This window comes from Roseateles asaccharophilus (genome assembly GCF_004362405.1).
In the GTDB taxonomy this organism is placed as follows: Bacteria; Pseudomonadota; Gammaproteobacteria; order Burkholderiales; family Burkholderiaceae_C; genus Kinneretia; species Kinneretia asaccharophila.
The window spans coordinates 936397-948644 of the sequence record NZ_SNXE01000001.1; the positions used below are offsets into that span (position 1 = coordinate 936397).

Genomic DNA, 12248 nt, shown 5'->3' on the forward strand with positions numbered 1-12248 from the left:
TGCCAGAATCTCGGCCAACCTGGGAGTGCCGGGCTGCGTCAAGACCGAGAACATCGAGGCAAGCGGCACCGGCGGTGATGCCATCTTCCCCTGTCGATCTCTGCTCCACGGCGCGCTCCCAATTTCATGTCGTTCACTGCAACTGTCACGGCCGCCTTCGATCATGCCGCCGGGCGAGCGACCAGGCGGGCGCTGCGGTGGCTGCTGCGCGGCATGCGCTGGGCGCTGGCCCTGCTCCTGCTGCTATGGGGCCTGTTGCTGGCGGCCTGGCTGCTGTTGCACTGGGCGATTCTGCCCCACATCAATGATTGGCGCCCCGAGCTGGAACGCTTGGCCTCGCGCAGCCTGGGGCTTCAGGCCGAGATCGGCGAGATCGCGGCGCGCTCGGGCAGCTGGGTGCCGGCGGTGGAGCTGCGGGATGTGCGATTGCGCGATGCGAGCGGCCGCGAGGCCTTGCGGCTGCCGCGGGTGGCGGCGGCCCTGTCGGCCCGCTCGATCTGGGCCCTGGAGCTGCGCTTCGAGCAACTGCTGATCGATGCGCCCGAGCTGGAGGTGCGTCGCGATGCCCAGGGTCGGGTCTTTGTGGCGGGTCTGGCCCAGGACGGCAGCAGCGGGGGCGAGGCCCTGGCCGACTGGTTCTTCTCCCAGCATGAGTTCGTGATCCAGCGCGGTCGGGTGCGCTGGCGGGACGAGAAGCGTGGCGCCGCCCCCCTGGAGCTGGTGGACCTGGACCTGGTGATGCGCAACGGCCTGCGCCGGCACGAGCTGCGCCTGGATGCCACGCCGCCGGCCGACTGGGGGCAGCGCTTCAGCCTGCGCGGTCGCTTCAACCAGTCCCTGCTCAAGCGGCCGGGCGAGCTGCGTTTCTGGAGCGGCCAGCTCTATGCCGAGCTGCCGCGCGCCGATGTGCGGCAGCTGCGCCGCCATGTGGATCTGCCCTTCGAGCTCAGCGAGGGCGATGGTGCCCTGCGTGCCTGGGCCGAGATCAAGAACGGCCAGGCCCAGGGCCTGACCCTGGACATGGGCCTGCGTGCCGTGCGCCTGCGTCTGGGCGCCGAGATGGAGCCGCTGGCGCTGTCGCGCATCGAGGGCCGGCTGGCCTTGCAGAACACCAGCCAGGGGACGGTGCTCAGCGCCCGCCAGCTGGGCTTCGAACTGGAGGACAGTGCGGACGGCGAGCTGGTGTGGCCGCGTTCCGACTGGTCCCTCAGCCTGCGCCGGGCCCCGGCCGGGCCCGAGGGCCTGCCCGGCGCGGTGCGGGCTGGTGAACTCAGCGCGCAGCGTCTGGACCTGGCCCTGATGAACCGCATTGCCAGCCGCCTGCCCCTGAGCGCGGCGCAGCGCCAGTGGCTGGCCGAGCTGGCCCCCCAGGGCCTGGTGAGCGAGCTCAAGGCCAGCTGGGAAGGGGCCTTGCAGAACCCGACGAGCTACCGGCTCAAGGCCGGCCTCAGCGATCTGCGCCTGGCGGCCCGCCCGGCGCCGGACCAGGCGGTCGGGCGGCCCGGCTTCGCGGGCGCCAGCCTGCAGCTGGAGGCCAGCGAGCGTGGCGGCCAGGCCCGGCTGCAGATCCGGGACGGGCAGCTGGAGTTTCCGGGCGTGTTCGAGGAGCCCGTCCTGCCCATGCAGCGACTGTCCGCCCAGCTCAGCTGGCGCATCGAGCCCGCAGCCGGTGGCAAGCCCCCGGCCATCGAGCTCAAGCTCACGGACGTGCGGCTGGCCAATGAGGATGTGCGCGGCGAGCTGGAGGCGCTGTGGAAGACCGGCCCCGGTGGCGCCAGCGGGCTGGAGCGCGGGCGTGCCGGGCGTTTCCCGGGGCATCTGGAGCTCAAGGGGCGGCTGGACCGCGCCCAGGCTGCGCGCGTGGCCCGCTATCTGCCCCTGGGCGTGGGGCCGGTGGCGCGCAGCTATGTGCGCGACGCCATCCGCAGCGGCGAGGCCCGCAACACCCAGTTCAAGCTGAGCGGCGACCTCTGGGACTTCCCCTATGACGTGGCGCAGCAGGGCCAGTTCCGCATCAGCACCCAGGCCCAGGACCTGAGCCTGGCCTATGTGCCGGGCGTGGCCGGGGCCGAGCCGGCCTGGCCGCCCATGGAGAAGCTGCAGGCCGAGCTGGTCTTCGAGCGCGGCAGCATGCGCATCCGCAATGCCCGCGCCCGCGTGCTGGGCTATGAGCTGCATAGCGTCAATGGCGGCATCAAGGACCTGATGCACGAGCAGGTGCTGGAGCTCGAAGGTCAGGGGCGTGGTCCGCTGCCCGAGCTGCTGCGCTATCTCAAGCTCTCGCCGGTGGGGGAGTGGATAGGCGGCGGCCTGCGCGAGGCCAGCGGCAACGGCCCCGCCCAGCTGCGCCTGGGCCTGCGGATGCCTTTGAATGAGACCGACAAGACCCAGGTCAAGGGTCAGGTCGTGCTGGGCGGCAACGAGCTGCGCATACGGCCCGATGTGCCCCTGCTGGCCAATGCGCGGGCGCGCATCGACTTTGACCGGCGCAGCGTCAGCATCCAGGGCGGCCAGGCCCGCGTGCTGGGGGGTGACGCCAGCTTCGAGGGCAGCACCCAGCGCGACGGCAGCCTGCGCATCAGCGGCCAGGGCTTGCTCACGGCCGAGGGGCTGCGGCGGGCCACGGAACTGGGGCCGGTCTCGCGCCTGGCTCAGTCCCTGAGCGGGCAGACCAGCTACCGCCTGCAGCTGGGTCTGCGCGAGGGCGGCACCGAGCTGAGCCTGAGCAGCAGCCTGCAGGGCCTGGCCTCGGAGCTGCCCGCGCCCCTGGGCAAGACGGCCGAGTCCAGCCTGCCCCTGCGCTACCAGAACAGCCTGCTGCCCCAGGGGCGCGACGAGCTGAAGCTGGAGCTGGGCACGGCCCTGCAGCTGCACTATCAGCGCGATCTGAGCGGGGCCAGCCCGCGGGTGCTGGCCGGGGCGCTGGCCCTGCAAGACCGGCTGCCGGCCCTGCCGGCCCAGGGCGTGGTGATGCAGGCCAGCCCGCCCCAGCTCGATCTGGATGCCTGGCAGCTCGTGGCTCAGCGTCTGCTGGGCGCGGGCGCCAGCGGGGCCGAGGCCCTGGAGGGCGGCTACGCGCCCGGCCAGATCGCGCTGCGGGCCCCGTCCCTGCGCGTGGCCGGCCGGCCCCTGAGCAAGGTGGTGGCGGGCATCAGCCGGGGCAGCGAGCCCGGCATCTGGCGCGCCACCCTGGAGGCCGAACAGCTGAGCGGTTATCTCGAGATGCGCCAGGCCCGCGGCAGCCAGGCCCCGCGCATCCATGCACGCCTGGCCCGCCTGTCCCTGCCCAAGAGCGAGGCCGAGGGCGTGAGCGCCCTGCTGGAGCAGGGGCCGCCGGCCGCCAGCAGCCAGGCCCAGGTGCCGGCCCTGGACATCGTGGTGGAAGACTTCGAGCTGCGCGGCAAGCGCCTGGGCCGGCTGGAGGTGGAGGCCCAGGCCCAGGGGCCACAGCGTGACTGGCGCCTGACCCGCCTGCAGCTGCGCCACCCCGACGCCGTGCTCAATGCCACGGGCCAATGGCTGCCCGAGCCGGGGCGCGGCCAGCGCCGCACCGTGCTGGACTGGAAGCTGGATGTGGCGGACGCGGGCAATCTGCTGGAACGCCTGGGCCAGGGCCGCATCCTGCGTGGCGGCAAGGGCCAGGCCGCGGGCCAGCTCAGCTGGCAGGGCTCGCCCCTGGCGCCGGACTATCCCAGCATGGCCGGCCAGCTCAATCTGGCCCTGGACGCCGGCCAGTTTCTGCAGGCCGAGCCGGGGGTGGGGCGGCTGCTGGGCATTCTGAGCCTGCAGTCCCTGCCGCGCCGCCTGGCGCTGGACTTCCGCGATGTGTTCAGCGAGGGCTTTGCCTTCGACGGGTTTGGCGGTGACATCAAGATTGCCCAGGGCGTGGCCAGCAGCCAGAACCTGCGCATGAGCGGGGTGCAGGCCGTGGTGCTGATGGAGGGCCAGGCCGATCTGGCGCGCGAAACCCAGGACCTGCGCGTGCTGGTGGTGCCCGAGATCAATGCCGGCGGCGCGGCCCTGGCCTATGCCGCCATCAACCCCGCCGTGGGGCTGGGCACGTTCCTCGCCCAGCTGGTGCTGCGCCGGCCCATGATGGCGGCCAATACCCGCGAGTTCCGCGTCAGCGGCAGCTGGGACGACCCCAAGGTCGAGCGCGTGTCGCGCGCCAAGGCCGCGGCCGAACCGTCCGCCGCAGCCGCTTCCGCCCCCTAGCCGCCCCACAGCCTTCCCTGAGCGAGGACCGTGTCCATGAAGCTTGCCGCGATCCAGATGGTGTCCAGCCCCGATGTGGCTCACAACCTGGCGCGGGCGCGCCACTGGCTGGAGCAGGCCGCCGCCCAGGGGGCGGAGCTGGCGGCCCTGCCGGAGTACTTCTGCCTGATGGGCCTGCGCGACGACGCCAAGCTGGCGATCGCGGAAGCCCTGGGCCAGGGCCCCATCCAGCAGATGCTGAGCCAGGCGGCGCGCGAGCTGGGCCTGTGGATCATCGGCGGCACCCTGCCCCTGGCCACGCCCGACCCGGCCCGGGTGCGCAACAGCTGCCTGGTGTTTGCGCCCGATGGCAGTCGCGTGGCGCGCTACGACAAGCTGCATCTCTTCTGCTTTGACAACGGCCGCGAGCGCTATGACGAGGCCCGTGTGCTGGAGCCCGGCGAGGCTCCGGTGGTGGCCCAGGCCGCGGGCCTGCGCGTGGGGCTTTCGGTCTGCTACGACCTGCGCTTTCCCGAGCTCTACCGCGCCATGGGCCAGGCGGCGCCGCTGGACCTGATCAGCGTGCCCGCCGCCTTCACCCACACCACCGGCCAGGCGCACTGGGAGCTGCTGCTGCGCGCACGTGCGGTCGAAAACATCGCCTATCTCATCGCACCGGCCCAGGGCGGGCTCCATGAAAATGGGCGCCGGACCTGGGGGCACAGCATGATCGTGGACCCCTGGGGCGAGGTACTCGCCTGCCTGCCGGAGGGCGAGGGCCTGGCCATCGCCGAGCTGGACCTGGAGCGTCTGGCCCGGGTGCGCCAGCAGTTGCCGGCCCTGCAACACCGACGTCTATGAAGGTACACGCAACCGTTTTGCCCTGGTTGGCATCCCTGGCGCTGTTGGGGGGCTGCGGCACGCCCAGTCAGTCGCTGCAGATGGGGGTGCCGGCGGGCACGGCCTTGCAGCTGCGCAGCTTCATGCCGGTCGCCCTGCGCGGCCAGGTGGCACTGGAGGCGGTGGCGGGCGGTGCCGAGACCGGCCGCTTCTGGGGCTCCAAGGTCAGCAATCCGGCCCTGGGCCATGCCCTGGAAGACTCGCTGCGCGCCGTGGGCCTGTGGGCCGACAAGCCCGAGGTCTCGCGCTACCAGCTCAAGGTCCAGCTGCTCAGCCTGGTCCAGCCCATGGTGTCGCTGGACACCACGGTGGGCGCCAATGTGCATTACAGCCTGGTGGAGCGGGCCAGCGGCACCGTGCTCTACCAGCGCAGCGTGCGCGCCGCCTACAAGGCCGAGTTCAGCGAGGCCATGCTCTCCCAGCCCGAGCGCATCAAGCTGGCCAACGAGGGCGCCATCCGCGCCACCCTGGAGATCATGCTGCGCGATCTGCCGAATCTGGCGCTGTAATTTGCTAATTACTAATCCGTTCTTCTGTTGATCTAGGGTTTTCACTAGCATCCGGGCCCTGTGTTCTTCGCAAGGCCCCGGTGACCCGGGTTGGCAGTCCCGGTGATCTCTCTCGAACAAATTCACAAGTCCTATGCCCTGGGTGAGCGGCGCGTCACGGCGCTGCGCGGGGTTGATCTGCAGATTGCGGCCGGCGAGGTCTTCGGCATCATCGGCGCCTCGGGCGCCGGCAAGAGCACCCTGCTGCGCCTGATCAATCTGCTGGAGCGGCCCGACAGCGGTCGCGTGCAGGTGGCGGGTGAGGACCTGCTGGCCCTGGATGAGGCGGGGCTGCGCGGCGCGCGTCAGCGCATCGGCATGATCTTCCAGCACTTCAATCTGCTGGCCAGCAAGACCGTGGCCGAGAACGTGGCCTGGCCGCTGAAGATCGCCGGCCTGCTCTCACCCGAGCAGCGCGAGGCCCGCGTGGCCGCCCTGCTGCAGCGCGTGGGCCTGGCCGACCAGGCCCACAAATACCCCGCCCAGCTCTCCGGTGGGCAGAAGCAGCGGGTGGGCATTGCCCGCGCCCTGGCCACCGAGCCGCGCGTGCTGCTGTGCGACGAGGCCACCAGCGCGCTGGACCCCGAGACCACCCGCTCCATCCTGGCCCTGCTGGCCGAGATCAACCGCGAGCTGGGCCTGACCATCGTGCTGATCACGCATGAGATGGAGGTGGTGCGCCGCGTCTGCGACCGCGTGGCCGTGCTGGACGGCGGCCTGATCGTGGAGCAGGGCCCGGTGGCCGAGGTCTTTCTGCACCCCCAGCACGCCACCACGCGGCGCTTTGTGCAGGAGGCCGAGCAGGTGGACGAGGGTCAGCTCAGCGATGACTACGCCCATGTGCCCGGCCGCATCCTGCAGCTCACCTTCCGTGGCGAGCGCACCTACGAGCCCCTGCTGGGCGAGGTGGCGCGGCGCTCGGGCCTGGACTTCGGCATCCTCTCGGGCCGCATTGATCGCATCAAGGACGAGCCCTATGGGCAGCTGGTGATCTCGGTGTCCGGCGGCGATCTGGCCGCGGCCACGGCCCTGCTGCAAGAGCGCGGCGTGCGCGTGGAGGTGCAACGCTGATGGACGCCCTGCTCAACGCCATTGACTGGGCCGAGATCGTCCTGGCCTCCTGGGACACGCTCTTGATGCTTGGCGGCTCCCTGCTCTTCACCGTGCTGCTGGGTCTGCCCCTGGGTGTGGCGCTCTTTTTGTTTGACCGCGGCCAGCTGCTGGCGGCGCCGCGCCTGTATGCGCTGCTGTCCCTGGTGGTGAACGTGCTGCGCTCCCTGCCCTTTGTGATCCTGCTGATCGTGCTGATCCCCTTCACCCTGCTGGTGGCGGGCACGTCTCTCGGCGTGGCGGGCGCCATTCCGCCCCTGGTGGTGGGGGCCACGCCCTTCTTTGCCCGCCTGGTGGAAGGCGCGCTGCGCGGTGTGGACCGCGGCATCGTCGAGGCCGGCCTGGCCATGGGGGCCAGCACGCGCCAGATCGTCTGGCAGGCCCTGCTGCCCGAGGCGCGGCCGGCGATTCTCTCGGCCATCACCGTGACCGCCATCACCCTAGTGGGCTACACGGCCATGTCGGGCGTGATCGGCGGCGGCGGCCTGGGCGACCTGGCCATCCGCTTCGGCTACCAGCGCTTCCAGACCGAGGTGATGGTGGTGACCGTGGCCCTGCTGCTGCTGCTGGTGCAGTTGCTGCAGATGCTGGGTGACTGGCTGGTGCGCCGCTACACCCGTCGTTGAATTTTTTCCCGTAGTACCTAGAGGAGTTGTACCCATGAAAAAGATCGCTATCGCCCTGGCCGCCCTGGCCCTCAGCGGCCTGGCCGCTGCCCAGAAGCTCAGCGTGGCCGCCACGGCCGTGCCGCATGCCGAGATCCTGGAATTCGTGAAGCCCCAGCTGGCCAAGCAGGGTGTGGAGCTGGAGGTGAAGGTGTTCACCGACTACGTGCAGCCCAATGTGCAGGTGGCCGAGAAGCGCCTGGACGCCAACTTCTTCCAGCACAAGCCCTATCTGGAGCAGTTCAACAAGGGCAAGGGCACGAATCTGGTCGCCGTGGCCGCCGTGCATGTGGAGCCCTTCGGCGCCTACTCCAGCAAGCACAAGGCTCTGAGCGAGCTGCCCGCCGGCGGCACCGTGGCCATCCCGAACGACCCCAGCAATGCCGGCCGCGCCCTGCTGCTGCTGGACCGCGCCGGTGTGATCAAGCTCAAGAGCACCGACAACATCCTGGCCACGCCGCGCGACATTGCCGAGAACCCCAAGAAGCTGAAGTTCCGCGAGATCGAGGCCGCCACCCTGCCGCGCATCCTGCCCCAGGTGGACCTGGCCCTGATCAACACCAACTACGCGCTGGAGGCCAAGCTCAACCCGGTGAAGAACGCCCTGGCCATCGAGGACGCCCGCTCGCCCTACGCCAACTGGCTGGTCGCCCGTCCCGACAACAAGGACAGCGAAGCCCTGAAGAAGCTGGCCGCCGCGCTCAACAGCGCCGAGGTCAAGAAGTTCATCGAGGGCAAGTACAGCGGCGCCGTGGTGCCGGCCTTCTGATTGCCGTCGCCCCCTGAGCACCTGCGCAACGCCCGGCCTGGCCGGGCGTTTTTCATCTCAGCGCCCCTCTGCCGGACCGGGACTGTGGCGCCAGGCCGGCCAGCGGCCCAGCGTGATCGCACGCAGCAGCCATTCCAGCCAGCCGTAGGCAAAGCGGCCCATCCACCAGCGGCTCAGCAGCAGCTGCAGCGCGAACAGCGCCAGTGCGATGCCCAGCACCGGCAGCGGCGCCAGCTGGCCGATCAGGCCCAGTCCGTAGGCGTGGAAGATCAGCGCGCAGGCCAAGGACTGAAGCAGGTAGTTGGACAGCGCCATGCGCCCGGCCGGCGCGAGTAGGCGGCGCAGCGCCGGGCTGCGCTCTAAGCTCTGCATTGCCAGCGCGATATAGGCGCCGGTCAGCAGCGGCGCGCTGGCCAGGCTGATGGCGAAGCCGGCCAGGGCGAGGGCGGGTGAGTCGGCTGCATAGACCGCGCTATAGGCATAGCAGGCCGCACCCGGCAGGCCTATGCCCAGCCCCAGGCCCAGCAGCCGCCGCATCACGTCGCGATGCGCTTGCAGCTGCGCCAAGAACTCGCGCCGGCCCGCCACCAAGCCCAGCAGAAACATGGCCAGCGCGCAGGGCGCCTGCACGAACAGCAGCAGCGCGGCGACCCCGGGCAGCTCGCGCAGGTGCTGGGCCACGACGCCGGCCGCGCTGTCGCGATAGGCGTGGGTGGCGGCCTGCGCCTCGGCCAAGATTGCAGCGCGGTCCGGCGGCAGGGGCTCCAGCAGGCTGAGCAGTCCGGCGAGCAGGCCCCAGGCCAGGGCGGTCAGGCCGATCAGCCAGGCTGCCAGGCGCAGCAGCTGCGGGTCCGGCCTGTGCCGCAGCGCCAGCAGCGCCAAGCCCAGCACGGCGTAGCTGGTCAGGATGTCGCCGTGGAAGAGCAAGACGGCATGCAGGGCACCAAAAAGCCCCAAGCCGGCCAGGCGCCGCCGCATGCGCTGCGCCAGCGAGGCCCCGGCCTTGTCCGCCGAGCGCATCTGCAGCGTGAAGCTGTAGCCGAACAGAAAGGAGAACAGCAGGTAGAACTTGGTCTCGAACAGCAGCGCAATCACAAAGCGCAGGCTACGGTCCAGCGGCGCGTCAAAAGCCGGGTCGGGGATGTCCTTGCCGTAGAAGGCCGAGGCAAAGGCCCCGATATTGACCAGCAAGATGCCCAGCAGGGCGAAGCCGCGCAGCGCGTCGACACTGTCGATCCGGTCCGGCTCAGCGGCCCTCATGGCGATGCTCCCGACGGCTGCAGCATGCCGGCCAGCATCTGCTGAAAGACGGGCCGAAGCTTGCTCGGGCGGAACTGAGGGTCCATCGCAACGCGGCTGAAGATGCCGTCGATCAGCGCCGCGATGCCCTGGGCCACGGCGGCCGGCGTGCTGGTCGGCGCAATCTGGCCGCGTGCCCTGGCCTCGCCGACCAAGAGGGCCAGCCGGCGGCGCAACTCCGCGTCGTTGCGCGCGACCAGGGCGCCGATCTCGGCATCCCGCGCCGCCTCGGCCGCAATCTCCAGCGCCAGTCGGCCAAAGCTCGCATCGCTGGCTAGGCTGATGACCAGATCGACAAAGTCGCGCAGTGCCGCCGCCAGGTCCGGCTGTGCCTGCAGTCCATCCAGGTACTGCGCCGTCTCCAGGCCTTCCTGCTCGACGATGGCGCTGATGAGGGCCTTCTTGTTCGGAAAGTAGTGGAACAGGCTGCCCGAGCTGACGCCCAGCTCGGCGCAGATTTCCGCGGTGCTGGTGCGGTGGAAGCCCTTGCGCGCGAAACAGACCTTGGCCGCCTCCAGCAGCGCGCGGTAGCGGGCGTCGTATTCGTCGGGATTGATGGTGCGAGCCACGTGACGTAATTAATTAACAGAGTGATCGGTATGTTAATTTAAATCGCCGCGCGTAACGCGCCTGTCGGTGCTTGCACGTCTGCCTTGCACCGGTTCATCGGCACCGACGCCCGCAGGTACTGCTGCGCCGGGCTGCCGGTTCCAGCCCTGCCTCAGGCCCGCAGCCGCGATGCCATCCAGGCTATCGCGGGCCAGGCGATGCGGCGGACGATGAAGGAAGCCAGCGCGACCACCGCGCCCACCAGGATGGGCAGGATGGGGCCGAAGACCCAGCTCATCGCGAGGACGAAGCCCAGCAGGTACTCGGCGCGGTAGACCGGCCATGCAACGCCGGCGAGCAGGATCGCGAGCAGCACGAGCGTCGCGTGATCGGTGGACCCGAGGCTGAAGGCCAGGGACAGGGCCGTGCCGGCTGCGGCCCCGGCAAAGGCGGCGACGAGGATGGCACGTGCGGCCGGGCGGGATGTTGCGCGGCGCAGGAAACTGCCGGACAGGGCCCAGGCCAGGGCCGGCAGGGCGATGATGCCCCAGCCGTTGGACACGGCCGGCAGCGCCGGATTGGCGAGCAGGTGATGGCTGACGATGCCGCCGTGGGTCCACTGCCAGCCGAGATGCAGCAGCGCGAGCACGGCCACCAGCAGGATGATCATGGCGCGAAGGCGGCGGGTGTTTGGGGCGGGAGCGAGGGTGTTCGGCATTGTGAGCTCGGCTTGGTGTGTCGGACGAACGCCTACCCTATGGACGGGGGGCGCTCCTGTCACCCGGCGCACGACCAGATGCAGCATCGGCAGGATGAGCTGCAGCATGGCTGCCGACGCCGCGGGCAGGACCGCCGCATCACTCCCGGTTATCACGCCAGCGTCAACCGGCATGGATAGGCCCTGCACAGCCGGAATAATGGGCACCTTTCCCGGCCAACCCTGTTCTCCCCGCCCATGGTGCTCAACTACATCTGGATCGCCTTTTTCCTGATCGGCTTTGGCGTGGCCCTGGCGCGCCTGCTGCTGAACGGGGATATGGCCATCTTTACCCAGGTGCTGACCGGCATCTTCGACATGGCCAAGACGGGCTTTGACATCTCGCTGGGCTTGGTGGGCGTGATGAGCCTGTGGCTGGGCATCATGAAGATCGGCGAGCACGCGGGCGTGATCCAGATCTTTGCGCGCCTGATGGCGCCCTTCTTTGCCAAGGTCTTCCCCGAGGTGCCCAAGGGCCACCCGGCCGGTGGCTCCATGGTGATGAACTTCAGCGCCAATATGCTGGGCCTGGACAATGCCGCCACGCCGCTGGGGCTCAAGGCCATGAAGGAGCTGCAGGAGCTCAACCCGCAGAAGGACACGGCCAGCAACGCCATGATCATGTTCCTGGTGCTGAACACCGCGGGCATCACCCTGATCCCCACCTCGGTGATCGCCATCCGCCAGGCCCTGGCGGTGGATCAGGGCCTGGTGGGTTTCAATGCGGCGGACATCTTTCTGCCCACCCTGATCGGCACCTTTATCTCCTTCATGGCGGGCCTGGTGGCGGTGGCGGTGTACCAGCGCATCAATCTCTTCAGCGCGCCGGTCGTGGCCTTCTTCGGCGGCTTCGTCGCCCTGATGGCCGGCCTCTTCGGCTGGCTGCACCAGTACCCGCCCGAGGTGATGGCCAAGTACATCGGCCTGCTGGGCAGCCTGGTGATCCTGTCCATCATCGTGCTCTTCATCGCGGTGGGCGCCTGGCGCCGCATCAATGTCTACGAGAGCTTTGTCGAGGGCGCCAAGGAAGGCTTTGGCGTGGCCATCGGCATCATTCCCTATCTGGTGGCCATCCTGGTGGCGATCTCGGTGTTCCGCAGCACCGGCTGCATGGACTATGTGGTGGGCGGCATCGCCTGGGTGGTGGGCGCCCTGGGCCTGCCCACCGACTTCGTGCCGGCCCTGCCGGTAGGCCTGATGAAGACGCTCTCGGGCAGCGGTGCGCGCGGCCTGATGGTGGATGTGATGAAGACCTATGGCGTGGACAGCTTCGAGGGCAAGCTCGCCGCCATCATCCAGGGCTCCACCGAGACCACCTTCTATGTGCTGGCCGTCTACTTCGGCAGCGTCAAGATCGCCAAGACCCGCTACGCCCTGACCTGCGGGCTGATTGCCGATGTGGTGGGCGTGATCGGTGCGATCTGCGTGGGCTACTGGTTCTTCAAGTAAAGCGCGGG

General features: G+C 69.7%; 10 protein-coding genes. 7 read left to right on the forward strand and 3 right to left on the reverse strand.

The genetic code is table 11. From position 1 onward, the window contains the following. The first annotated feature begins 126 nt into the window (after window positions 1-126). The 6 genes from DFR39_RS04130 to DFR39_RS04155 all read left to right on the forward strand — a co-directional run bounded on the left by DFR39_RS04130 (window position 127) and on the right by DFR39_RS04155 (window position 8186). A complete protein-coding gene (locus tag DFR39_RS04130) occupies window positions 127-4215 on the forward strand; it encodes a YhdP family protein (protein WP_133602245.1) in 4089 nt (1362 codons plus the stop codon). Between the two features lie 36 nt (window positions 4216-4251). Then, complete coding sequence (locus DFR39_RS04135; protein ID WP_133602246.1) at window positions 4252-5055, forward strand: carbon-nitrogen hydrolase family protein; 804 nt, start codon at window positions 4252-4254, stop codon at window positions 5053-5055. Further along, window positions 5052-5603 (forward strand): hypothetical protein, encoded by a 552-nt coding sequence (locus DFR39_RS04140; protein ID WP_133602247.1) that lies wholly within the window; start codon window positions 5052-5054, stop codon window positions 5601-5603. The genes DFR39_RS04135 and DFR39_RS04140 overlap by 4 nt, the downstream gene beginning before the upstream one ends. A 102-nt stretch (window positions 5604-5705) precedes the next feature. Next, entirely contained in the window at window positions 5706-6713 is a 1008-nt protein-coding gene (locus DFR39_RS04145) for a methionine ABC transporter ATP-binding protein (protein WP_133602248.1), read from the forward strand. Next, a complete protein-coding gene (locus tag DFR39_RS04150; RefSeq protein WP_133602249.1) occupies window positions 6713-7378 on the forward strand; it encodes a methionine ABC transporter permease in 666 nt (221 codons plus the stop codon). Before DFR39_RS04145 ends, DFR39_RS04150 begins: the two co-directional genes overlap by 1 nt. A 34-nt stretch (window positions 7379-7412) precedes the next feature. Next, window positions 7413-8186 carry a MetQ/NlpA family ABC transporter substrate-binding protein gene (locus DFR39_RS04155; protein ID WP_133602250.1) on the forward strand — a complete coding sequence of 258 codons (774 nt, stop codon included), beginning with the start codon at window positions 7413-7415 and terminating at the stop codon, window positions 8184-8186. A 57-nt stretch (window positions 8187-8243) separates the two neighbouring features. Here DFR39_RS04155 and DFR39_RS04160 read toward each other — a convergent pair whose 3' ends face one another. The 3 genes from DFR39_RS04160 to DFR39_RS04170 form a co-directional block, all read right to left on the reverse strand. Further along, the gene (locus tag DFR39_RS04160; protein WP_133602251.1) at window positions 8244-9446 is read right to left on the reverse strand and encodes a DUF418 domain-containing protein; all 1203 of its coding nucleotides are present in this window, start codon (window positions 9444-9446) and stop codon (window positions 8244-8246) included. Next, window positions 9443-10054, reverse strand: coding sequence for a TetR/AcrR family transcriptional regulator (locus DFR39_RS04165; protein ID WP_211343787.1), 612 nt, complete (start codon window positions 10052-10054; stop codon window positions 9443-9445). Before DFR39_RS04165 ends, DFR39_RS04160 begins: the two co-directional genes overlap by 4 nt. A gap of 152 nt (window positions 10055-10206) precedes the next feature. Then, entirely contained in the window at window positions 10207-10704 is a 498-nt protein-coding gene (locus tag DFR39_RS04170; RefSeq protein ID WP_133602252.1) for a hypothetical protein, read from the reverse strand. 285 nt (window positions 10705-10989) lie between these two features. Between DFR39_RS04170 and DFR39_RS04175 the strand changes: the two genes are divergently transcribed. After that, the gene (locus DFR39_RS04175) at window positions 10990-12240 is read left to right on the forward strand and encodes a nucleoside recognition domain-containing protein (protein WP_133602253.1); all 1251 of its coding nucleotides are present in this window, start codon (window positions 10990-10992) and stop codon (window positions 12238-12240) included. The last annotated feature ends 8 nt before the right edge of the window (window positions 12241-12248 follow it).

Bases quoted from the DNA above. Each gene is read 5' to 3' on its own strand.
- DFR39_RS04155 (WP_133602250.1), top strand. From the start codon at position 7,413: ATGAAAAAGATCGCTATCGCCCTGGCCGCCCTGGCCCTCAGCGGCCTG.
- DFR39_RS04160 (WP_133602251.1), bottom strand. From the start codon at position 9,446: ATGAGGGCCGCTGAGCCGGACCGGATCGACAGTGTCGACGCGCTGCGC.
- DFR39_RS04175 (WP_133602253.1), top strand. From the start codon at position 10,990: ATGGTGCTCAACTACATCTGGATCGCCTTTTTCCTGATCGGCTTTGGC.
- DFR39_RS04130 (WP_133602245.1), top strand. From the start codon at position 127: ATGTCGTTCACTGCAACTGTCACGGCCGCCTTCGATCATGCCGCCGGG.
- DFR39_RS04140 (WP_133602247.1), top strand. From the start codon at position 5,052: ATGAAGGTACACGCAACCGTTTTGCCCTGGTTGGCATCCCTGGCGCTG.
- DFR39_RS04170 (WP_133602252.1), bottom strand. From the start codon at position 10,704: ATGATCATCCTGCTGGTGGCCGTGCTCGCGCTGCTGCATCTCGGCTGG.
- DFR39_RS04135 (WP_133602246.1), top strand. From the start codon at position 4,252: ATGAAGCTTGCCGCGATCCAGATGGTGTCCAGCCCCGATGTGGCTCAC.
- DFR39_RS04150 (WP_133602249.1), top strand. From the start codon at position 6,713: ATGGACGCCCTGCTCAACGCCATTGACTGGGCCGAGATCGTCCTGGCC.